The sequence below is a fragment of the Azospirillum sp. A26 genome, from assembly GCF_042604635.1.
GTDB classification, from domain to species: domain Bacteria; phylum Pseudomonadota; class Alphaproteobacteria; order Azospirillales; family Azospirillaceae; genus Azospirillum; species Azospirillum palustre.
This window is the reverse complement of record NZ_CP170476.1, coordinates 732,585-754,399: the sequence shown is the minus strand read 5'-3', so window position 1 is coordinate 754,399 and position 21,815 is coordinate 732,585. Positions and strand designations below refer to the sequence as shown.

General features: G+C 65.5%; 18 protein-coding genes and 2 pseudogenes. 12 read left to right on the top strand and 8 right to left on the bottom strand.

Annotated elements, in window-relative coordinates; translation table 11 throughout:
• Nucleotides 1-72: 72 nt before the first annotated feature.
• The 3 genes from ABNQ39_RS34375 (at nt 73) to ABNQ39_RS34365 (ending at nt 4,149) form a co-directional block, all read left to right on the top strand.
• The gene (locus tag ABNQ39_RS34375; protein ID WP_376966964.1) at nt 73-1,407 is read left to right on the top strand and encodes an MFS transporter; all 1,335 of its coding nucleotides are present in this window, start codon (nt 73-75) and stop codon (nt 1,405-1,407) included.
• Between the two features lie 146 nt (nt 1,408-1,553).
• Nucleotides 1,554-2,963, top strand: coding sequence for an amidase (locus ABNQ39_RS34370; RefSeq protein WP_376966962.1), 1,410 nt, complete (start codon nt 1,554-1,556; stop codon nt 2,961-2,963).
• A gap of 298 nt (nt 2,964-3,261) precedes the next feature.
• Complete coding sequence (locus tag ABNQ39_RS34365; protein WP_376966960.1) at nt 3,262-4,149, top strand: MBL fold metallo-hydrolase; 888 nt, start codon at nt 3,262-3,264, stop codon at nt 4,147-4,149.
• 16 nt (nt 4,150-4,165) lie between these two features.
• On the opposite strand, the pseudogene ABNQ39_RS34360 reads toward ABNQ39_RS34365, so the two are convergent.
• From ABNQ39_RS34360 to ABNQ39_RS34350, 3 genes and pseudogenes are all read right to left on the bottom strand, one after another.
• Nucleotides 4,166-4,730: pseudogene (locus ABNQ39_RS34360) on the bottom strand (transposase).
• Nucleotides 4,731-4,802: 72 nt separating this feature from the next.
• Nucleotides 4,803-4,934 (bottom strand): annotated as a pseudogene (locus ABNQ39_RS34355) (IS256 family transposase); the annotation flags it as partial.
• A gap of 416 nt (nt 4,935-5,350) precedes the next feature.
• Nucleotides 5,351-6,841, bottom strand: coding sequence for a PLP-dependent aminotransferase family protein (locus ABNQ39_RS34350; RefSeq protein WP_376966958.1), 1,491 nt, complete (start codon nt 6,839-6,841; stop codon nt 5,351-5,353).
• A gap of 114 nt (nt 6,842-6,955) precedes the next feature.
• On the opposite strand from ABNQ39_RS34350, the gene ABNQ39_RS34345 reads away from it, so the two are divergent.
• Complete coding sequence (locus ABNQ39_RS34345) at nt 6,956-8,188, top strand: benzoate/H(+) symporter BenE family transporter (RefSeq protein WP_376966956.1); 1,233 nt, start codon at nt 6,956-6,958, stop codon at nt 8,186-8,188.
• Between the two features lie 114 nt (nt 8,189-8,302).
• On the opposite strand, the gene ABNQ39_RS34340 is transcribed toward ABNQ39_RS34345, so the two are convergent.
• From ABNQ39_RS34340 to ABNQ39_RS34330, 3 genes are read right to left on the bottom strand one after another with little or no spacing between them, the layout of a single operon-like run.
• Entirely contained in the window at nt 8,303-8,896 is a 594-nt protein-coding gene (locus ABNQ39_RS34340) for a DUF2478 domain-containing protein (RefSeq protein ID WP_376966954.1), read from the bottom strand.
• A 2-nt stretch (nt 8,897-8,898) separates the two neighbouring features.
• Nucleotides 8,899-9,735 carry a substrate-binding domain-containing protein gene (locus ABNQ39_RS34335; protein ID WP_376966952.1) on the bottom strand — a complete coding sequence of 279 codons (837 nt, stop codon included), beginning with the start codon at nt 9,733-9,735 and terminating at the stop codon, nt 8,899-8,901.
• Nucleotides 9,732-10,991 (bottom strand): DUF2325 domain-containing protein, encoded by a 1,260-nt coding sequence (locus tag ABNQ39_RS34330; RefSeq protein ID WP_376966950.1) that lies wholly within the window; start codon nt 10,989-10,991, stop codon nt 9,732-9,734. The genes ABNQ39_RS34335 and ABNQ39_RS34330 overlap by 4 nt, the downstream gene beginning before the upstream one ends.
• A 257-nt stretch (nt 10,992-11,248) precedes the next feature.
• On the opposite strand from ABNQ39_RS34330, the gene ABNQ39_RS34325 reads away from it, so the two are divergent.
• Nucleotides 11,249-11,473 carry a hypothetical protein gene (locus ABNQ39_RS34325; RefSeq protein WP_376966948.1) on the top strand — a complete coding sequence of 75 codons (225 nt, stop codon included), beginning with the start codon at nt 11,249-11,251 and terminating at the stop codon, nt 11,471-11,473.
• A gap of 57 nt (nt 11,474-11,530) precedes the next feature.
• Here ABNQ39_RS34325 and ABNQ39_RS34320 read toward each other — a convergent pair whose 3' ends face one another.
• Both ABNQ39_RS34320 and ABNQ39_RS34315 read right to left on the bottom strand, forming a co-directional pair.
• Nucleotides 11,531-12,430 (bottom strand): dihydrodipicolinate synthase family protein, encoded by a 900-nt coding sequence (locus ABNQ39_RS34320; RefSeq protein ID WP_376966946.1) that lies wholly within the window; start codon nt 12,428-12,430, stop codon nt 11,531-11,533.
• A gap of 79 nt (nt 12,431-12,509) precedes the next feature.
• Nucleotides 12,510-13,997: an aldehyde dehydrogenase gene (locus tag ABNQ39_RS34315; protein WP_376966944.1), complete on the bottom strand. Its 1,488-nt coding sequence runs from the start codon at nt 13,995-13,997 to the stop codon at nt 12,510-12,512.
• Nucleotides 13,998-14,217: 220 nt separating this feature from the next.
• Between ABNQ39_RS34315 and ABNQ39_RS34310 the strand changes: the two genes are divergently transcribed.
• The 7 genes from ABNQ39_RS34310 (at nt 14,218) to ABNQ39_RS34280 (ending at nt 21,778) form a co-directional block, all read left to right on the top strand.
• Nucleotides 14,218-14,847, top strand: coding sequence for a cupin domain-containing protein (locus ABNQ39_RS34310; protein ID WP_376966942.1), 630 nt, complete (start codon nt 14,218-14,220; stop codon nt 14,845-14,847).
• A gap of 171 nt (nt 14,848-15,018) precedes the next feature.
• On the top strand, nt 15,019-15,903 hold the full coding sequence (locus ABNQ39_RS34305; protein WP_376966940.1) for an ABC transporter permease: 885 nt from the start codon (nt 15,019-15,021) through the stop codon (nt 15,901-15,903).
• Nucleotides 15,900-16,706: an ABC transporter permease gene (locus ABNQ39_RS34300; RefSeq protein ID WP_376966938.1), complete on the top strand. Its 807-nt coding sequence runs from the start codon at nt 15,900-15,902 to the stop codon at nt 16,704-16,706. Before ABNQ39_RS34305 ends, ABNQ39_RS34300 begins: the two co-directional genes overlap by 4 nt.
• On the top strand, nt 16,703-17,827 hold the full coding sequence (locus ABNQ39_RS34295; protein ID WP_376966936.1) for an ABC transporter ATP-binding protein: 1,125 nt from the start codon (nt 16,703-16,705) through the stop codon (nt 17,825-17,827). The genes ABNQ39_RS34300 and ABNQ39_RS34295 overlap by 4 nt, the downstream gene beginning before the upstream one ends.
• Before the next feature lie 47 nt (nt 17,828-17,874).
• Nucleotides 17,875-18,951 (top strand): polyamine ABC transporter substrate-binding protein, encoded by a 1,077-nt coding sequence (locus ABNQ39_RS34290; protein ID WP_376966934.1) that lies wholly within the window; start codon nt 17,875-17,877, stop codon nt 18,949-18,951.
• Nucleotides 18,952-19,009: 58 nt separating this feature from the next.
• Entirely contained in the window at nt 19,010-20,446 is a 1,437-nt protein-coding gene (locus ABNQ39_RS34285) for an FAD-binding oxidoreductase (protein ID WP_376966932.1), read from the top strand.
• 45 nt (nt 20,447-20,491) lie between these two features.
• Entirely contained in the window at nt 20,492-21,778 is a 1,287-nt protein-coding gene (locus tag ABNQ39_RS34280) for an NAD(P)/FAD-dependent oxidoreductase (protein ID WP_376966930.1), read from the top strand.
• Nucleotides 21,779-21,815: the final 37 nt, after the last annotated feature.

The window sequence follows — 21,815 nt, the reverse complement described above, 5'->3', positions numbered from 1 at the left end:
AGGCCGTTTGAATTCGCTCGAGCCAACAGTGGACCGATCGCATCGGTTTACGGACGAGTAGGGGAGACAACAATGAAACTGACAAAAAATGAGACGGGCTGGAGATCGCTGACCGCAATCTCTGTCGGAAATGCGCTCGAGTGGTTCGATTGGACTCTGTACGCAACTTTTTCCGTTTACCTGGCCAATAACTTGTTCGACAAGACCGATTCGCGATCGGCGATGCTATCCACGCTCGCAGTCTTCGCGGCCGGCTTTTTCGCGCGACCAGCCGGCGGCCTCGTCTTCGGACGGCTGGGTGATCGATTGGGCCGCAAACGGATCCTGGTCGCTACGATGCTGCTGTTGGCCTTCAGCAGCCTGGGAATTGCGCTTATCCCAACCTATGAAACGAGCGGGCTGCTCGCGTCCTTCGCTCTGCTGGTCTTCCGTATGCTCCAAGGCTTGGCCCATGGCGGAGAAACAGGCGTATCCTATACTTACGTGGCCGAAATCGCGCCCAAAAGACATCGAGGTTTGTGGTCTAGTTCCGTCTATGCCGGTGTCATCGTCGGTGTGATCGCCGCTACGCTCGTTGCGGCCGCTCTCACCGCACTTCTGGACTCGGACGCAATGAACAGCTACGGCTGGCGTATTGGTTTTGCGATCGGTGGCGTTCTTGGCATCTATGCCATTCTTATGCGGAAATCGGTTGAAGAGTCGCATGTCTTCGAGCAACAAGAGAAGGTTGCGGAGAAGAAATTGTCGCGAGGCGACATGTTTCGCATCGCCCGCAACCTCGTCATGCTCAATTGCACAACAAACGTTGCGTACTACACCTGGGTGACGTTCGCGCCCGCGACGGCAATTTCCAATGGCATGGATCCTGGCGGCGCCTATCGTGCCAGCTTGCTCGCCATGACCCTCTGCATATTCTGGCTGCCGGTCTGCGGGATGATTTCGGATCGCTTCGGGCGAAAACCCGTGATGATCGCATGGGGGGTATCGGTCGTCGTGCTTACTTACCCTATTGCCACAATGGTTACGACCGAGCCGCACACCCTGTTCTTTGCCCAGGTAATGGCGCTGGGAGCATGGGGATTGATTGCATCGATATTCCCAGCGGTGTTGTCGGAACAGGTCCCCACCCAGGCACGGGCGCAGGGCGTCGGTTTCGTGTCTTCGGTCTCTGTGGCAATTTTTGGGGGAACGGCCCCCTATCTCAATGCCTACCTTTCAGACATGGGGCAGCAGAACCTCTATCATTACTACGTTATCTTCTTAGGCTTCATAGCCGTTGCCGCAGGATTGCTTATCCGCGAAACGGCGGGAGTGGATCTCGCGGAAATCGGCGCCTCCAATGCGCAGGCCGATGGCAGCGAGATTGGCGGGTCCAACATGCCCGTGGCCGAGGCGGCCAAACGGTAACCTCATTCCCGGTTGGGCCGAGATCCGCAGTCGCGTAAGCCTCGGCCTGTCCAATCCGAACATCCTGACATCCAGAAAAGTAGAGGAAGCGGCACATGTGCTCGAATCCAAACCCATCGTCTTCCCAGGCTGGGGAATTATACGCGATGGATGTCGCAACACTCTCTGCGGCTTTTCGAAAGCGAGAGCTGTCGCCAGTGGAAGTCGTCTGCTCGGCGCTGGAGCGCGCAGAGGAAATCGCCCATTTGAATGCCTTCACCTTTCTCGATTTCGATAGGGCAATGCGAGTTGCCGAAGCCTCGGAGCGTCGTTGGTGCAAAGGCGAGCCCCGGTCGCTTATCGATGGCGTGCCAACGACGGTCAAAGATATTCTGCATGTCGAGGGCTGGTCGGTCCGTTATGGCAGTCGTGTCACGGATCCCACCCCGTTTGAAAGCGACGCTCCGGCAGTCGGGAGACTGCGGCAGGCGGGAGCCGTCTTCATCGGGCAAACCACAACCCCGGAATATGGCTGGAAAGCCGTCACCGACAGTCCTGCATTTGGTGTCACGAGAAACCCCTGGAACCCAAAACTGACACCGGGCGGCTCGTCCGGTGGCGCCGCGGTTGCGGCTGCATGCGGTGCAGGTGTGCTTCACGTCGGCACAGACGGTGGGGGGTCGGTGCGAATCCCCGCATCCTTCACCGGCATCGTTGGGCATAAACCGTCCTACGGCAGGGTGGCGTTCGCTCCTCCGAGTTCCTTTGGCACCGTTGCCCATGTCGGGCCGATGACACGCACGGTCGCGGATGCCACGGTGATGCTGCAAATCATGTCGGGCAAGGATTTGCGCGATTGGACCCAGCCTCCCATGCCTTTTCCCGATCTCGATGTCTTCGAATACGGTTGGAAAGGAAAGCGGATTGGCTATTGGCGGACGCCCTGCGTGGGAGATGTGGATGTCGAGGTGCTGAGCGCCGTAGACAGCGTCATCGCCGATTTGCGGAAGGCAGGCGCGCAGGTTGAGGAGTTGCGTCTTCCCGATCAAGACGATCTGTTGGAAATCTATACACGGCACTGGTGTGTCGGTGCAGCGAACCGCCTTTCGACAATCGACGGCGAAAAAATTTCCGAACTCGATCAGGGCTTCGTTGCCGCGGCCCAAGTCGGTCAAAAATATAGTGGCGCTCAGAGAATGAACGCCGAAATTGGCCGTAGCCGATTTGGGAGTGCTATGGACGCTTTGCTTTGCGAATACGATCTGATCGTTTCGCCGACTGTGCCGATCCTGCCTTTCGAGGCAGGAGCACACTCGCCGGACGGCGATGAGCGGAGCTGGGTCGAGTGGTCGTCCTTCAGTTTCCCAATCAACTTAAGCCAACAGCCTGCCTGTTCGCTGCCTTGCGGTTTCAGTCATCGAGGGCTTCCAATCGGCCTTCAGATCATAGGGGCCAGAGGAGACGATAGGTCCGTTCTCAGCGCCGCACAAACTTACGAAGCACTGTATCGAGACCGCTTCATCCAACCCGGCGGCCGATGGCCCGTAGAGCACTCACAAGGCGATAGAAAGGTCTGACAGGTTATTTCCATCTAAATGGTGGCGGAGGGGACATGGCCTTGCTCCAGTTCGAAGGCCGTATTCCATGACGTGGTGTTGAGGCTGGTCGGTACGGCACGACAACTCCGCGTTTTTCTGGCGGAACAGAGCGTCGAAACCTTCACAGCAATCTCTGCCACCGAAGTGGGCAATCCACGCAAAGCGTCAAAGCCTGAAGTTCTGTAAAGATTCAAAGAGTGGCGGGATCGCCAAGCTCGGAAGGTCGCATTGCACGGCGAAACCCTGCTCCGAGCACTTGAAATTATGGCAGGAGTCAATGATGCCCAGAAAACCGCTTGGTCAAGTTCCAGGAATCTATCATCGTGCGATTGGCGATATCATCGTAACCGCGGTTTCCGACGGATATGCAGATGCAGGTATCGAACCCTTGAGGAATATCGATCCTTCTGACGCTTTGCTGCTGTTCGAGGAAAAGCTTCGGCCGGTTAGACGGGCATCGATCAATTGCTACCTCGTTTATTCGGAAGGACGGCTCGCCCTGATCGACACCGGCTGTGGCCCTTATTTCGGCCCGACCGCTGGACAGCTCCTGCGAAACCTCAGCGCCATCGGCATCGAGGGCGAGGATATCGACGCAATACTTTTAACGCACATCCATCCGGATCATTCAGCGGGCTTGACGGATCTGGCAGGCGGGCGTCGCATCTTTGCCAATGCCAAACTTGTGGTCCACCGGAACGAGCTCATTCATTGGTTCGATGATGTCGAGATGGCCAAGGTAAGCGACCAGGATCGGCGCTTCTTCTTCGATACTGCTCGCGAGCAGGTCACCCCTTATAAAGACGTCGTTCAATCTTTTGAGGACCAGACGGAAGTATTTCCGGGTGTCATGTCCAGGCCCCTGCCGGGGCACACACCCGGGCATTCCGGTTTCGTGATCTCATCGAAGGGAGAAGAGCTTCTCATTTGGGGTGACACAGTTCATATCCCTGAAGTACAGATTTTCAGACCGGATGTGACGCTCACATTCGACTGTGATCAGGCGCTCGCCGCGAAGACGAGAGAGAAGGTTTTCGAAGAGGCTTCGTCGAGAAAGCTTCTCGTCGCCGGCTCCCACCTTGACTTCCCCGGGTTTTCTCATATCGTCCAGCGACGTGATGGCTATCATCTTTTGCCGGAGCCGTGGTCCTACACTATGCGTTAGAGTCTGCCCTGAAAGATTATTTCCGTGCGAGTCGCCGGAGCATCAGCCGGATCATTGCGATGCGGATGAAGGCGACGGAGGTTCGGAAGTCCTGCTCGTAATGGCGTAGGAGGCGGCGGCAGCGTGTAAGCCATGACAGCATTCGCTCGACCAGCCACCGCTTCGGGAGCACGACAAAGCCCTTGGCCTGATCGGAGCGTTTGACGATCTCCTGCCGCCAGCCGCCAGCCGCCAGCCGCCGGTGGCGGTCGGGCTGGGCTCGCGGCCTTCCTGCGCGCGGACCCGCTGGTAGAGGTCATGGTGGATGCGCTCCAGCGTTCCCTCCCAGGCCCATTGGTGCAGATAGCCGTGCATCGTGCTGCGCGTCGGCAGGTCCTTGGGTAGGTGACGCCATTGGCAGCCCGTCTCCAGAACGTACATCACGCCGTTCAGCACGGCCCGAAGATCGACGCTGCGGTGCTGGCCACCGCGCCGCGCTGGTGGAACAGCGGCTCGACGATCCGCCATTCTTCATCGCTCAGGTCGCTCGGGTAGCGCAGCCTGCTGTGGTCATGGCGCTCTCGTTTTTCCGCCGTCCACATCCTTGCCTCCGTCCTGGAGATAGCGTCCGTCAATGTGGTGGAAATTGGGGGTGCTGCAGAGGTGGCCATTGTTCAGGCGGCCTTGGGTGGAAAAGTGATGGCCGGAGCGGCTTCGGTGGGGAGCAGCTCGGCCATGGCCGCGATCTGCATGTAGCGGTTCTGGGTCTGCCGTTCGTCGTTTTGTTCGAGCAGCACCGCTCCGATCTGATCGGCGACATGGCGGAAGGCCTGATGAGCGGCCTCGGCGTCGGCTTCCATCAGCATCTGCAACACCGTCTCAGTGACGCTGGGCAGGAAATCGCCGTCTCCGGCCTTCTGGAGCAGGTCGGCCAGTGCCATACTGTCAGCCTGCCATCGGCCAGGATCTGCGCCAGCACTCGGCAATTTTCGATCACTGAGTGCGCATAGGTCTATACCAGTGCCGGAAAGTTCCGACCTGCGGTCGGCACTTTCCAGTCCCTCAGACGCCGGGCGGCCCGCGTCCGCGGGCCTTGGCTTCGCGGGCATGTGCCCGCGCGGCGGCCGTCGCGGCCGATACCAGGGGCAAAAGTCAAAACTTTCTGACCCTGGTATTAAAGGACGGTTGCGACGCCTCGGCAAAGGAATGCAGTGGCGGTCTTCTACGGTTTGACCACCGCCAGAAAGGCGTTTGCCAGCTTCTTGACGGCATTCTCGATCTCGGCCGGCGTGTAAGCGGCAAAGCCCATCAGGAAACCGCCCTTGGCGTCGCTCGTTGCGTGAAGTGCCGTCAATCCCAGAAGCTCGACCCCGACACGCCGCCCGGCGTCGATCGCCATACGCTCCGACAGATCGCCGATGAGCAGACACGGCATTTGCAGTCCGCCGATTGGAACGCGCGGCTCGACGAAATCGGACAGATGCTTTTGAACGAGGTCGACGAGCACATCGAGACGTTCGGCATAGATGGCGCGCATGGTGCGCACATAGGCGCCGAAATGCCCTCCCTCCATGAAACGGGCAAGCGTCAGTTGCGGCATCGGAGCCGAATGCCCATCAAGCAGGGTGCGCGCCACCGTCATCGGCTTTACGAGCTGGGGCGGCAGCACGACGTAGCCGATCCGCAAACCCGGAAACAGCGACTTGGTGAAGGTGCCGATGTAGATGGTCCGGTCGTGGGCATCGAGCCCCTGCAAGCAGGCGGTCGGCTTGCCCGCATAGTGGAACTCGCTGTCGTAATCGTCCTCGATGATCCAGGCCTGATGCCGCGAGGCCCATTCTATGAGCGCAAGGCGGCGATCCAGCGCCAGTGTGGCTCCGGTTGGAAACTGGTGGGAAGGCGTCAGGGAAACGGCTTTCGCCTTGCGGGGCTCGGCAAGGATCTGATCGACGACGATGCCCTGCCGGTCCACACGAACCGGCACGCATTCCAACCCCGCCGCGTCGAATGCCTTGCGTGCGCCGTAATAGGCGGGATCTTCGATGAAGATGCGGTCGCCGGGATCGAGCAGCATGTTGGCGCAAAGCGACATGGCCTGCTGCGAACTGGTGAGGATGAGCACCCGGTCGGCCGTGGCGCGGGCTCCCCGTTCAAGATTCACATAGTCGGCGATGGCGCGGCGCAGCGGTTCGGTCCCCTGCGGATCGCCATGGAACAGTGTCTGCGCGCTGGCCTCCTTGCGCACCTGTCGCTCCAGCCTTTCCCAGAGCCGAAGCGGAAAAGTACGGGTTTCCGGCACGCCATGCGCGAAGGGTCGCGGAATCATCATCTCGCGCACCCCGCCGCTGCGGGACATTGCGGCCCCGCGTCTGCTGAGGTTCGGGGCCTGACTGCGCGCGAGCGCGTCACGCCGGGATAGCCGGAGCCCCGGCGTGAACTCCGTCATCTCGGCGACGAAGCTGCCGCTGCCGACCCGGCGGTCGATGAAACCCTCGGCATGAAGCTGGGCGTAGGCGGCTTCAACCGTGTCGCGCGACACGCCGAGCGATTTGGCGAGCGGGCGTGAGGCTGGCAACGGCTTCCCACGCCCGAGCGCGCCATCGACGATCAGGTGCCGGATTGCCCGTTGAATCCGCGCATGGAGCGGCATCGCGGAATGGGCGGGATGGGCAATCCATGCCTTCACGGATTCCAGTTGGGAATGCTTGAACAAATGGTCTGAATCTCTCGAACGAAGTGGATGGGTAATTCAGGCCATTGGCCGGCTATTTGTCAATGCAGCGGTTTTGGCCTGTGCGCCCCGAACTTCAGGAGACCCATCAGGATCATGTCCTCACATGCTTCACCGTCGTCGATCCGCTTGAACGACCTGACCCATCCCATCGTGGCGGGGCTGATCTCCGTGATCGTCAACTATGGCGGCACCTTCATCCTGGTGTTTCAGGCGGCGAAGGCCGCTGGGTTAAGCCCCGAACTCACGGCCTCATGGGTCTGGTCGGTTTCCGTCGGCGTCGGACTGACGGGACTGTTCCTGAGCTGGCGCTTTCGCGAGCCGATCATCACCGCCTGGTCCACGCCAGCGGCGGCGTTTCTCGTCACCGCGCTGGCGACGACACCCTATGCGGAAGCGGTCGGCGCTTACATGATCTCGGCAGTGGCCTTCGTCGCGCTCGGTCTTTCGGGCTATTTCGAGAAGGTCATCCGGCTGATCCCGCCGGGGATCGCCTCCGGGCTGCTGGCCGGCATCCTGCTGCAATTCGGCGTCGGTGCCTTCGGTGGCGCGAGCGTCGATCCACTGCTCGTCGGACTGCTGATTGTCGCCTATGTCGTGCTGAAGCGCTTTTCCGCCCGTTATGCCGTGGTCGGTATCCTCGGTCTCGGGCTGGTGTTCCTGCTGACGCAGGGCCGGGTGGATCTGTCGGGGCTGAAGCTTGAGTTCGCCGCGCCCGTCTTCACGATGCCGGCGTTCTCGCTGAATGCGCTGCTGTCTGTCGCGTTGCCGCTGTTTCTCATCACGCTGACCGGCCAGTACATGCCGGGGATGCTGGTGCTGCGGAACGACGGCTTCAAGACCAGCGCCAATCCCATCGTCGCCGTGACCGGCCTCGGCTCGCTCATCATGGCCCCGTTCGGCTCGCACGCCTTCAACATCGCGGCGATCACGGCAGCGATCGCCACCGGCAGGGAAGCACATGAAGACCCGCGAAAGCGCTGGATCGCGGGCATCGCGGCCGGCTGCTTCTATGTGCTGGTCGGCGTGTTCGGGGTGACGCTCGCCGCCGTCTTCATGGCCTTTCCGGCCACCTTCATCACCACGCTTGCCGGTTTGGCATTGCTTGGCACCATCGGCGGCAGCCTTGCCGGAGCGATGGCCGATCCGACATCGCGTGAAGCGGCGCTCATCACCTTCCTGGCATCCGCTGCGAACATCAAGCTGCTCGGCGTCGGCGGGGCCTTCTGGGGGCTGGTGATCGGTCTTGTCGCCTACCTCGTCCTGAACGGCCGCCTGCCGCGCCGTGAGCAGGCCGGCCTCACCATGACCGAAAGGACCGCGAAGTGACAGCGATGACCATTTCCGTCATCTCGATCCAGACCAAGGTCGCGCATGTGCTGAATGTTGCGGCGGTTCTGACGACCTTGCCGTCTGAGGATGATCGTGTGGAGGGGATCGCGGTTACTTGTCGCGCTCGCACACCGTCGGAGGACGTCCGCCCGGCGCTGCCCGCCACAGCGACACCCACCAGCGGTCCAGCGCGGCACGGTCGCAGGGCAGCCTGACGGTCAGCCCATTGGCAAGCTCGAGCCAGTGGGGGAACAGCGCCTCGGGCACCGCGATGACCGCGGGCACCTCGCGCAGCATCGCGAGGTGCAGGACATCGAGCAGGCCGGAGCCGTTGAGTTCCTGCCAGCCGAAGCGGTTCAGCACAACAATGTCGGGGCGCCCTTCAACCAGAGCGGCCAGCCGCCGTCCGATCCCGGCGAGGCTTTCGCCGCCGGGATCGTCATCGGGAGAAGGGCTGCCCTGGCCGGAAAGCAGGCGGAAGCCATGCGCCGGCCGTCCTTCCAACGGTGCCTCCCGGCGGACCTGCACGATCCCCACCGCGTCGAAGCCCTGCGTCTGCAGGTCGAGCAGGAAGCCGGAGAGCAGCCTGTCGGGATCGTCCGTGCCGCCATAGACGACCGCCGCAACGTCGGAGCGGTCGTCGAACGGAGGCTGGACCGGAGGCATGCCGGCGAGGGACTGATGTTCGCGGAGGGGGCGGGGCATGGTCAGCGCTCCGCGCCCGACGGCAGGCCGACCGGGTCGAAACCGAAGCGCGCCAGCGTCGCCTGTCCCTCCGGCGACAGGATCGCCAGCATCAGCCCGACGGCGGCCGGCTTCTGGAGGCTGGTGATCGCCAGACCATATTCGGGACCGGTGGCGTAGGGCGGCGGAACCGGCACCACCTGGAGGTCGGGCGTGGCCTGGCGCCGCTGCTCGGCGCCGCTGCAATAGGCGATCATGACGGTGATGTCGCCGCGCGCGAAGGCCGAGGCGATGGGGTCGGGATCGGACGGGTCGGCCGCGGTGCTGCCGCCGACGATCTTCCTGGCCTTGGCGTCGAGCGTGGCGAAGGCGCCGGGATGCTGCTTCCCGATCCGCTGGAACATCTCCCAGGTGTAGTCGCCGCCGGGGTCGGCCTTGGGCGTCGAGGTGCCGATCCGGACCGATGGGTCGAGCAGCCGCTCGGCGAAGGAGGCGGGCTCCAGCCTTGCCTCGGGTTTGGCGAAGGCGCACAGCCGGTTGCGGGTGAACATCACCGCGGCGGCGGCCCGCCCATCCTTGCGCAGGGTCAGCGCATGTCCCATGTCGGCCGAGGTGAAGAGATCGACCGCCTCGCCCGCCTCGATCCGGTCGCGCATCAGGCCGGACGGCCCGAAGGCGGTGCGCACGCTGTTGCCGGTCGCCTTGGCATAGTCGGCGGCGATGGCGGTCATCGCGGTGCGCAGACTGCCCGCCCCATAGAGAACCAGTTCCTCGGCACGGGCCGTGGACACAGGGGCGGCCGACATGGCGGCGGCGGCGGCCAACAGCGTCAGGGTGGCAAGGCGGCGGAGCGGACTCATGGATCCTCGACCTCGATCGGTGGGGCGGCGATGGCCGCGATGAAGCTGGCGATGCTGGCGCTGCGCAGCGGGACGAAGGGTTTGCCGGCCTGACGGCACAGCGTCTTGATGCGTCCGGCGGCGGCATGGCTGACGCAATCCACCGGAAAGAAGGTGATGTCGGCCTGGCTGATCAGGCCGGGCAGCAGGGCTGCGTTGTCCTCCACCCCGCCATCGTGGGCGAGCATCGTGCCGCCCCGCCGCTCGGTCAGCGTTCGCAGGGCGCCGATCAGGCCGGGCCGTCCGCCGACATAGAGCAGCCGCCGGCCGGCGAGATGGCCTGGGCCGGCATCCTCGCCGCATCCCCGTCCGCACGCGCTCTCATCGGCCAACGCCGCTTCGAAGGCGGACAATTCGGCCCGGAGCGTCCTCTCGCGTGCTTCCAGAGCGGCGATGCTCTTGGCCGCAGCCAGCAAGGACTCCTCGGTTTCCGCCAGCCGCGCGGCAAGGGCTGCGGCGTGCGCCTTCTCGTCGTTCAGCTTGCGCCGCAACGCGTCGGCATTATCGGCTGTGACCGGCACCGCGGTCGGTTCGTTTCTTGTCCGGGCGGCCAGGACCTCCATAGCCTCCAGCCGGAGCAACAACCCGGCCCGCTCCTCCGCCGCCCTCTTCAACCGCGTCTGCTGGCGGGAAATGGTGTCGTCGCGCTCGGCCAGAGCCTGTTCGGTCCGGCGCAGCCGCGCGATGTCGAGCCGGTTGGAGGAACCGACCATGTGCGACAGCATATGGACCTCGCCGAACACCTCCTGTGCCAGCACGACATCGGTCGCAGGGTGGGTCAGCACGGCCCAATAGGCACCGGGGATGTCGCCCTGCTCGAAGGACTGGAGCCAGAGCCGGCGGACCTCCTCAACCGTGCCGGCCTTGGCGAAGCGGCGGACCGCCGTGTCATGGCGCCGATCCAGCGTCTTGTGCAGCAGCTTGCCGGCCGTGCCGCGTTGCCCGGCCAACTGGACGCCACGACCATGCAGGGTGTGGTCGGTTGCGGTGCGGGCGTCGGCGTCCCCCAGCTTGACGAAGAACTGGCGCAGTTCGCCGGTGCTCAGGCAGGTGCCGATGACCGAGCAATGCAGGTTCGGCGCGATGTCCCAGATGCGGGCCCGGCGCGAGCCGGTGGGCGCCGGCCCCGGATCGGGGAAGGCAGCGGCCCATTCGTCATGAAGCAGCGCACCGACCGCGCCGGCGGCGGACCTGCGAAGAACCGGGAGATGGACCATCGGGATGCCCGCACCTCTATATTCCATTGAATATAACGTATCAGGCTCGGTGAGGATCGGGCAATCATCCTGTTGCGTGACCGCAGAAGCGGAAGCTGGGCTAGCCTGCTCCGGCCTCGTCGCCATGACCGGCGGAGACCGTCAACGGCGGCCTTCGCGATGCGCGCCCAGCCTTCCTTCGCTGCGGCCAACGCATCCCCGCTGCGGCGCGGGCGGTCGGCATCACCGACAAGGCGGCCTGGGGCGCCGTCGACGCCATGAACAACCTGTTCGGCCGTCCCCTGGTCGCTGACAGGGCCGGCGGGCACAAAGGCGGCGGCGCCGTCCTGACACCGGAGGGAGCGCGGGTGACGTCCGATCCGCTGGTGGAGAACGGACGGCTTTTCATCTGCTATCGGACCGGCGTCAACGATCCCAAGGTGGCGGCCGTCGCGCGGTCCATCGCCCAGGTGATGCGGCGGATCGACTACGTCGACCTCTGACCGGCGACGGCTTCGCCGCCCCGCTGCACTGCGCCGGCTGACGTGACGATGCGGCCGCTAGACCAGCGTGCCGTCCGCCACCAACGACCCGACCGCGGCAGCGAGCGCTGCTTCCGTGGCATCGGAAAGGCGTCCGACCGGCGGGAGCGACCGGCCTATCGGCAGGCCGATCAGGGCGAAGGCCCGCCGGACGGCCTCGGGGAACTGCTCGGCGAACAGGGCGTCCATCAGGGGATTCAGCCTGCCCTGGGCGGCCAGCGCGTCGGCGACCCGGCCGCTCTCGGCGAGCGCCTGAATCCTGGCCCAATAGCCGGGCAGCAGGGCGGCCGATGTCAGGATGCCGCCCTTGGCCCCGAGGATCACCTGCTGGACGAACAGGGTGTCCTGGCCGCTCAACAGGCTGAACTCCTCGTCGATCAGCTTCGACAGCCGGTCGAGATGGTAGAGATCGGTGTTCGATGCCTTCATGCCGACGATCAGCCGTTCCGCCGCCAGACGGGCGATGGTTTCCGGCGCGGTGACGATCTGGCTGCGGAAGGGGTTGTCGTAATAGAGGATCGGCAGTCCGAGTTCCGGGGCGAGCGCCCGGAAATAGCGCAGGATCCCCTCCTGGTCGGTGCGCGCATAATAGGGCGGGATGACCATGAGGCCGTCGGCCCCCGCCTGCCGGCACATCCGTCCGATGTCGAGCGCGCCGCCGAAGCCGGGGGCGAGCACGCCGCCGATCACCGGCACGCGCCCGCCGGCGGCGGAGACGGTGACCTCCATGATGCGCCGGGCGGTGGCGAGGTCGAAGGAGGCCGCTTCGCCGGTGCCGCCGAGCGGGAGCAGCCCGGACGCGCCGCGCTCGATCTGGTAGGCGACGATCCGTTCGAGCCCGCTCTCGTCGAGCGTTCCGTCGTCGTTCAGCGGCGTCGGGAAGGCGGGGATCAGCCCGCGGAACATCGGCAGCGGCAAGGGCAGGGTCTCCTTATGCGGATGTTGGAAGGGCAGGCCGGGCCGCAGGGAGGCGGCCCGGCCCTTCCCCGTGCCGGCGTCAGCGGCCGAGGTGAATCCAGGTCGCCTTCAGCTCGGTGTATTTCTCCAGCGCGTGCAGCGACTTGTCCCGCCCGAAGCCGGATTGCTTGAACCCGCCGAAGGGCGAGGAGATGTCGCCATGGTCGAAGCAGTTGACCCAGACCACGCCGGCGCGGAGCGCCGAGGACGCCTTGAAGGCGGTGTTGAGGTCGCGGGTCCAGACCGCCGCGGCGAGACCGTAGGCCGTGTCGTTGCCGATGCGGATCGCATCGTCCACGTCGTTGGCGGCGATGGTCGCCAGCACCGGGCCGAAGATCTCTTCGCGCGCGATGGTCATGCCGCCGGTGACGTCGTCGAACAGCGTCGCCTCGATGAAGCAGCCGTCCGACGCGATGCGCTTGCCGCCGAGCCGGAGGGTGGCGCCCTCCGCCTTTCCCTTGTCGATGTACTCCATGACCCGCTCGGCCTGCCGGGCATCGACCATGGCGCCCATCTCCGTCGCCGGGTCGAGCGGGTCGCCGACCTTGATGGCGCCGCCGACCGCGATCACCTTTTCGACGACCTCGTCCTTCACGCTCCGCTCGACGATCAGGCGCGAGCCGGCGTTGCAGACCTCTCCCTGGTTATAGAAGATGCCCCAGGCCGCCGCGGTCGCCGCGGCATCGAGATCCGGCGCGTCGGCCAGGATGATGTTCGGGCTCTTGCCGCCGCACTCCAGGCCGATCCGCTTCATGTTGGACTGGCCGGAATATTGGAGGAAGTATTTCCCGACCTCGGTCGAGCCGGTGAAGGCCACCGCATCGACGTCCATGTGCAGGCCGAGCGCCCGCCCGGCGGTCTCGCCGAAGCCGGGAACCACGTTGAACACGCCGTCGGGAATGCCGGCCGCCGCGGCAAGCTCGCCGAGCCTGATGGCGGTGAGCGGCGACTGCTCCGCCGGTTTCAGGATCACCGAATTGCCGGCGGCGAGGATGGGGCCGAGCTTCCACGCCGCCATCAGCAGCGGGAAGTTCCACGGCACCACCGCGGCGACGACGCCGAGCGGCTCGCGGCGGATCAGCGACACCGCGGTCGGCGCGGTCGGCGCGATCTCGTCATAGAGCTTGTCGATGGCTTCGGCGTACCAGTCGATGCATTGCGCCGACAGCGGCAGGTCGACCGCGAGGCTGTCGCGGATCGGCTTGCCCATGTCGAGCGTCTCGAGCAGCGCCAGCTCTTCGGTGTTGGCGGCGATCAGGTCGGCGAAGGCGGCGAGGCGCTTCTTGCGCTCGCGCGGCGCCATGCGCGACCAGACCCCGGAGTCGAAGGCCTTGCGCGCCGCCGCGACCGCATGGTCGACATCCTCGGCATCGCAGGCGGCGATCTGCGCCAGGATTTTGCCGGTCGCCGGGTTGATGCAGTCGAAGGTCTTGCCCGAACGGGCCTGGACATAGCGCCCGTCGATGAAGGCGCTGCCGGTAACGCTGAGCGCGGCGGCGCGAGCGTGCCAATCGATCGTCGCTGACATGGGGGTTCTTTCCGCCAGGGGGGGTCGGTTGAGAGGCCGTCCGGCCATCATCAGGTGACGGGATGATAGGTGATCCCGGCGGATCGCTCCACCGCAAATTTTTGGTTTTCTGAAAAATGAACTGACACCACTGAAACCGGTTGCTATCCTGGCGATCATTATGGGACCGCCCGGCTTCGCCGATACCGGTCCTGATCACAGGAACGGATGCGCCACGTCGATGCCGCACACGAAGACCGCTGAGGATGGCGCCGAGCGCGTCCAGGCGAACGGTGCCAACCCCGGCACCAATGTGGATGAGGAGACGCAGAAGCTCGGGCAGCGGATCCGGGATCTGCGGCTCAAGGCGGGCATGACGCTGACCGATCTGGCGAAGGCGACCGGCGTGTCCATCGGCACGCTGTCGCAGCTGGAGCGCGGATTGGTGTCGCCGACAGTGCGGACGGTCTACACGGTCGCCGCCGCCTTCGGGGTGATGCCGGCCTGGCTGATCGACCCGTCATCGTCGAAAACCACCGAAAGCCGTTATATCGTGCGGGCCGGGGAGCGGTCGCAGCTGCTCGACCTCGACGGAATCCGCAAAGACGTCGCGTCCCCGGTCGCCAGCAAGCGGCTGCGCGGCTTCTTCATGGCGATCCAGCCGGGCTGCAATTCCGGGGCGCAACCCTACACGCACAAGGGCGAGGAGATCGGCTTCGTCCTGTCCGGCGCGCTGGAGCTTCAGATCGACGGCGAGACCTTCATGCTCTACGAGGGCGACTGTTTCGCCTTTTCCAGCGACAAGCCGCACCGCTTCGCCAACAGCAGCGCGCGCCCGGCCACGGTGTTCTGGGTGAACGCCGACATCTGATGCGGCTGCCGCTATGCGGATTCCCCAAGGCCCATCCGGTCCGCTGTTTTTAGAATATTGAAAATACCCGTTGCCTTACTGAAAATTGGCGCCCATAGTTTCAACACACCCCGCCGGGGCGCGCCGCAGGCGCCCCCCGGATCCCGTGCCGGAACTGAAGGACGTGCTGCGTTGACCAGTTCATCCACCGCATCGGGCGCATCGGGTCTCGGTCCCTGGTCGGCGATAGTGCTTCTGGCCCCCCTGACCGTTCTGATGTTCGCCATCCTGCTTTATCCGCTGGGCCTCACGCTGTGGACCAGCCTCTATGACGGCCAGACGTCCGGCCAGCTGTCTGGCCATCTGTCCCTGCGGGCCTACGCCGAGCTGGCGTCGAGCACCCTGTTCCTCAAGGTCCTGCGCAACACCTTCGAGATCGCGATCACCGGCACGCTGGTCAGCCTGATTTTCGGCTATCCGGTCGCCATGCATCTGGCGGCCCAGCCGCCGCGGCGGCGGACGGCCTGTCTGGTGATGGTGATGCTGCCGTTCTGGACCAGCATCCTGGTCAAGAGCTTCGCGCTGGTGGCGGTGTTCGGCAACCAGGGGCTGGTCAACCAGCTTCTCGGCTTCCTCAGCGGCGGCCAGATCAACCTGCCGATGATGTTCAACCGCGTCGGCGTGGTGCTGGGCATGATCAATTTTCTGCTGCCCTTCATGATCCTGTCGATCCTCGGCAGCCTGCTGGCGCTCGACCGCCGGCTCATCCTCGCCGCCGAGACGATGGGCGCCGGCCCGCTGCGCATCTTCTGGAAGATCATCCTGCCGCTCAGCATGCCGGGCGTCGTCGCCGGGGTGCTGATCAACGTGACGCTGTCGATCGGCATGTACATCACCCCGGCCCTGCTCGGCGGGCGGCAGGACATGATGGTCGCCAACCTCGTCGATTTCTACACCCGCCAGACGCTGGACTGGACCGCCGCCTCGGCGACGGCCGTGGCCCTGCTGGCGATCTCGGGCCTGCTGGTCGCGATGCTGGGCCGGGTGCGCGGCGGCCTGTCGGGAGGTGCGGCATGAACCCGCTGTTCGGCTCCAGCCACATCGCCCGCCGCCTCGTCACCGCCGCCGCCTGGCTCTGCTATCTCTTCCTGCTGGTCCCGAGCCTGATCGTCGTGCCGATCTCCTTCGGCAATTCCGGACAGATCGAGTTCCCGCCGCGGGAATTCTCCCTCGGGCTCTACCGGCAGTTCTTCACCGATCCGGCCTGGTGGGGATCGATGGTGCAGAGCCTGGTCGTCGCCGTCGCCACCACGGTGATCGCCCTGCTGCTGGCGGTGCCCGCCGCCTATGCGCTGGCACGGTCGGAGCTGCCCGGCCGGGGCTTGCTGCGCGGCCTCTTCATGATGCCGATGCTGGTGCCGGTCATCGTCCTCGGGCTCGGCCTCTACCTGCAATTCTCCAACTGGGGGCTGCTCGACACCACCGCGGGCGTCGTCCTCGCCCATGTCATGCTGACCACGCCCTACATCATGATCTCGGTGATGTCGGGACTGCAGCATTCGGACATCGCGCTGGAGACCGTGGCGTCGATCATGGGGGCCTCGCGGCGGGTGGTGTTCTTCCGCGTGGTGCTGCCGCAGCTCGGGCCCGCCATTGCTGTCGGCGCGCTCTTCGCCTTCCTGATGTCGCTGGACGAGGTGGTGGTCGCCTACTTCCTGACCGGCACCGACGCCATGACTTTGCCGGTCAAGATGTACAGCTCCATCCGCTGGGAACTGACGCCGGTCCTGGCTGCGGTATCGACCCTGCTCACCGTCCTGTCGTTGCTCATCGCTCTGGGCATCATCGCCCTGCAGCGCAAGACCGAGGCGCACTCATGAACGCTCCGTCCGCTCCCGCCATGGTCCAGCTCCAGGGCGTCACGAAACGCTATGGCGAGTTTGAGGCCCTGCACAGCATCGACCTGTCGATCGCCAAGGGCGAGTTCGTCACGCTGCTGGGGCCGAGCGGCTCGGGCAAGTCGACCCTGCTCAACCTGATCGCCGGCATGATCGGCCCTAGTTCCGGCCGGATCATCATCGACGGCCGCGACGCCACCACCCTGCCGACCAACCGGCGCGGCCTGGGCATGGTGTTCCAGAACTACGCGCTGATGCCGCACATGACGGTGTTCGAGAACATCGCCTTCCCCTTGCAGGTGCGCGGCCTGCCCAAGGACGAGATCCGGCGCAAGGTCACCGGCGTGCTCGACCTGATCCAGCTCGGCCATGTCGCCGGCCGCAAGCCGCGCGAACTGTCGGGCGGCCAGCAGCAGCGCGTCTCGCTCGCCCGCTGCATCGTCTACAATCCGGCGCTGATCCTGATGGACGAGCCGCTCGGCGCGCTCGACAAGAAGCTGCGCGAGCAGATGCAGCTGGAGATCAAGCGGCTCCATGCCGAACTCGGCATCACCATGCTCTACGTGACGCACGACCAGGACGAGGCGCTGACGATGTCCGACCGCATCGTCCTGATGAACGGCGGCCGGATCGAGCAGCAGGGACAGCCCGACACCCTCTATTTCAAGCCGGAGACCGTGTTCAGCGCCGAGTTCATCGGCAGCTCCAACCTGATTCCCGGCGAGATCGCGGCGGGGGAGGGCGGCACCGTCACGCTGAAGACCGCGCTCGGCGCCTTCCCGGTCCCGGCGCCCGACCGGCCGGTCAGGCTCGGCGACCGCGGCGTCCTGCTGGTCCGGCCGGAGAACATGATGCTGACCGACCGCGCCGATCCCACCAGCGTCGCCGGCCGGATCGAGGATTCGATCCTGCTCGGCGGGGTGGTGCGGCACTTCGTGCGCTGCGCCGACGGCAGCATGGTCATCGTCCAGGAACTCAACCAGCCGGGCCGGGCCGGCGCCCGCCGCGACGAGACGGTCCGCGCCGGCTGGACGATGGACCACGCCCGGCTGCTGCCGCCGCCCAACACACAGCTGCCCAACACAATGCTGCCCGCCGGCTGACGCCGACCGGTTTTGACCACTGCCGAAAAACGAGGGGGAAAGTGCCCATGACCAAGACGACGTTCCTGACTTCGCGGCGCGGGCTGCTGAAGGGCGGTGCCGCCGGCCTCGCCGGCATCGTGGGCCTGACGGCGGCTCCGGCGGTGTTCTCCCGCCGCGCCCATGCCGCCGACACCACCCTCACCGTCACCTCCTGGGGCGGCGACTACAACAAGATGGTCCGCGAGATCTTCGCCGACCCCTTCACCCAGGAGACCGGCATCAAGGTCGCGCTGGTCGACAACGGCGACATGGCCAAGGTGAAGGCGCAGGTGCAGAGCAAGGCCGTGCAGTGGGACGTCATCGACGCCCCCGCCGCCTTCGCCACCTCCGGCGCCCGCGACAAGCTGTGGGAGGAACTCGACCTCTCGATCATCAAGCCGGGTCCGCTGGTGCAGGCCGCGGCGCCCGACTACATGCCGCTCTATCTCTACAGCGGCGGGCTGGTCTGGGATACCAAGCGCTCTCCCGACGGCAAGCATCCCGTCGATTTCGCCGGCTTCTACGACGTCGCGCGCTTCCCCGGCCGCCGGGTGATGCGGTCGCTGGCGTCGGAAACGCTGGAGGCCGCGCTGATCGCCGACGGCGTCGCGCCGAAGGATCTCTATCCGCTCGACGTCGAGCGGGCGTTCCGCATGCTCGACCGCATCAAGCCCCATGTCAGCAAATGGGCGGCCACCACCCCCGATCAGGTGAACGCCATTGTCCAGGGCGAGGCCGACTTCTCCTACAGCTATTTCAACCGGGTGAAATCGGCCCAGAAGGCGGGCGCCAGCCTGGACTTCTCCTTCGCGCAGACGATCAATTCGCTCGACTATTTCGCCGTTCCCAAGGGCACGAAGAACAAGGAAGCGGCGATGCGCTTCATCGACTTCTGCCTGCGGCCGGACCGTCAGGTCGCCTGGGCGACACGCGGCTATTATCTGCCGAACAGCGTCGCGGCGATGGACGAGGTGAAGGCCGGCCCCGCCAGCCAGTATCTGCCCGACCTCACCAACGGCAAGAACGTGATCGTCGATTCCCAATGGTGGAGCGAGAACTACACGGCGATGCAGAAACGCTATGCCGAGTGGATGCTGACCTGACCGCCGGACGATCCCGTCCTCCATCCTGCCCTTTGCCGCTGCCATCGGTGCGAATGCCATGTCCCACGATGCCCTGCTTGCCGAACTGATCTCGATTGTCGGGGAGCGGTATGTCGTCACCGCCGCCCCCGACACCGCGGCCTTCCTCACCGACCATCGCGGCCGCTACACGGGCGAGGCGCTGGCCGTGGTCAAGCCGGCGAGCACGGCGGAGGTGTCCGGCGTGGTGAAAGCCTGCGCCGCGGCCGGGGTGGCCATCGTGCCGCAGGGCGGCAACACCGGCCTGTGCGGCGCCGCCACGCCGGTCGGACCGCGGCCGAGCATCGTCCTGCGCCTCGACCGCATGAACCGCATCCGCGCGGTTTCCGCGGCGGAGGAGACGATCACGGTGGAGGCGGGCTGCATCCTCGCCGACATCCAGGCGGCGGCGGCCCGTGACGGGCTGCTGTTCCCGCTGAGCCTTGGCGCCGAGGGCAGCTGCCAGATCGGCGGCAACATCGCCACCAACGCCGGCGGCATCGCCGTTCTGCGCTATGGCAACATGCGCCAGCTCGTGCTCGGGCTGGAGGTCGTGTTGGCCGACGGCACGGTGCTGGGCGGCCTGCGCCGGCTGCGCAAGGACAATTCGGGCTACGATTTGAAGCAGCTGTTCGTCGGTGCCGAGGGCACGCTCGGCATCGTCACCGCCGCGACGCTGAAGCTGTTCCCGGCCATCCGCTCGCGCTCCATCGCGATGATGCAGATAGCGGGCGTGGCGGATGCGCTGACCCTGTTCGCACAGGCGCGGAAGACCTTCGGCGAGCGGATCTCCAGCTTCGAGATCATCGGCTCGTCCTATATGGATTTCGTGCTGAAATACGTGACCGGCACGGTGATGCCCTTCGCCCAGCCGGCCCCCTGGTATCTGCTGCTGGAGGTGGGGGATTCGCGGCCCGACGCCCCGCTCGCGGCGGACATGGAGGCGTTTCTCGGCGAGATCTTCGAGGCCGGTCTGGTCAGCGACGCCGTCATCGGCTCCAGCCTCGCCCAGGAGGAGGCGATCTGGAAGCTGCGCCATGGCGTCACCGGCGAATTCAAGCTCGCCGGCAAGACCATGTCGCACGACACCTCGGTTCCGGTCGCCGAGCAGCCGGCCTTCGTCGAGCGGGTGGAGACGGCGGTGCTCGCCGCCTATCCCGACGCCAACGTCATGATGGTCGGCCATATCGGCGACGGCAACATCCACGTCGTGGTGCTGTTCCCGCACGAGCGTTTCGCGACGGCCGAGGCGTTCGAGGCCGCGTCCGACGACGTTGATGTGATCATCGACGACATCGCTATGGATCTCGGCGGCAGCATCACGGCCGAGCATGGCGTCGGCTATACCTACCGCAAGCGGCTGGCGCGGACCAAGAACCCCGACGAGCTTCTGCTGATGCGCGGGATCAAGCAGATGCTCGATCCGAACGGGCTGATGAATCCGGGCAAGATCTTCCTGCCGGCCGAACCGGCCTGAGAGTTTCGCCGGAAAATCGTCGCCTCTCTCTGGAAAGCCGTCCTCATGACCGCGCCTCTCGCCTTGCCTCCGAATGTCTATTCGCTGGACGCACCGCCGGCTCCGCCGACCCCGCCGCTCGGCGGTTCGCGCCGGGCCTCGGTGGCGATTGTCGGCGCCGGCATCGTCGGGCTGACGACAGCCCTCCACCTCGCCGAAGCCGGGGTGGACACCGTGGTGATCGACCAGGGCGAGCCGGGATGGGGCGCCTCGGGAAACAATGGCGGCCAGCTCAATCCCGGACTGAAGTTCGATCCCGACGAGATCGAACGGATCTGGGGACCCGATCTCGGTCCCCGGATGGTCGAGTTCGCCTATGGGACGACCGACCGGACCTTCGCGCTGATCGACCGGCTGGGCATCGCCTGCGAGGCGCGGCAAGGCGGCACGCTCCGGGTCGCGCGCAGCGCCAGATCGACGGGCGGCGTGGCGGAGACCGCGCGCCAATGCATGGTCCGCGGCATGCCGGTGTCCTTCCTCGACCGGGAGGAGACGGCCGGCGCCACCGGGACCACGGCCTATCACGGCGCGATGCTCGACCGGCGCGGCGGCCATCTGAATCCGCTGGCCTATGTGCGCGGCCTCGCGGCGGCGGCCATCGCCGCCGGTGCCGCGGTCCATGGCCGCACGCCGGCACGGGCGCTGAACCGGCGCTCCGGCGGCTGGTCCATCGAGACGCCGGCCGGCACCATCGAGGCCGAAAAGATCCTGATCGCCACCAACGGCTTCACCGACGACCTGTGGCAGGGGCTGCGGCGCACGGTGGTGCCGGTGTTCAGCGCCATCGCGGCGAGCGAGCCGCTCGGCGACGACCGCCTGCGCGGCGTTCTGCCCGACCGTCCGGCGGTCTACGAAAGCGGCCGGATCACCGTCTATTACCGGATCGACGCCAAGGGGCGGCTGCTGATGGGGGGCCGCGGCCCGATGCGGCCGATCGGCACGCCGGCACCACTGGCCTATCTGACCGACTATGCGGAGATACTGTGGCCCCAGCTTGCGGGGCTGCGCTGGACCCATGGCTGGAACAGCAGGCTCGCCATCACGAAGGACCATTGGCCCCATCTGCACGAACCGGCGCCGGGCGTGCTCGCCTATCTCGGCTGCAACGGGCGCGGCGTGGCGCTGGGAACGGCGATTGCCGAGCAGCTGGCGCGGCGGCTGATCGACGGGAGTGCCGCCCGGCTCGACCTGCCGGTCGTCGAGCCGAAGGCGATCCGCTTCCACGCCCTGTGGCCGCTGGGCGTCTGGAGCGTCGTGCAGCACGGCCGCATCATGGACCGGCTGGGGCTTTAAAGCCTGTCCGGTGCTTGCGGGTCCGTTCGTGACGTGG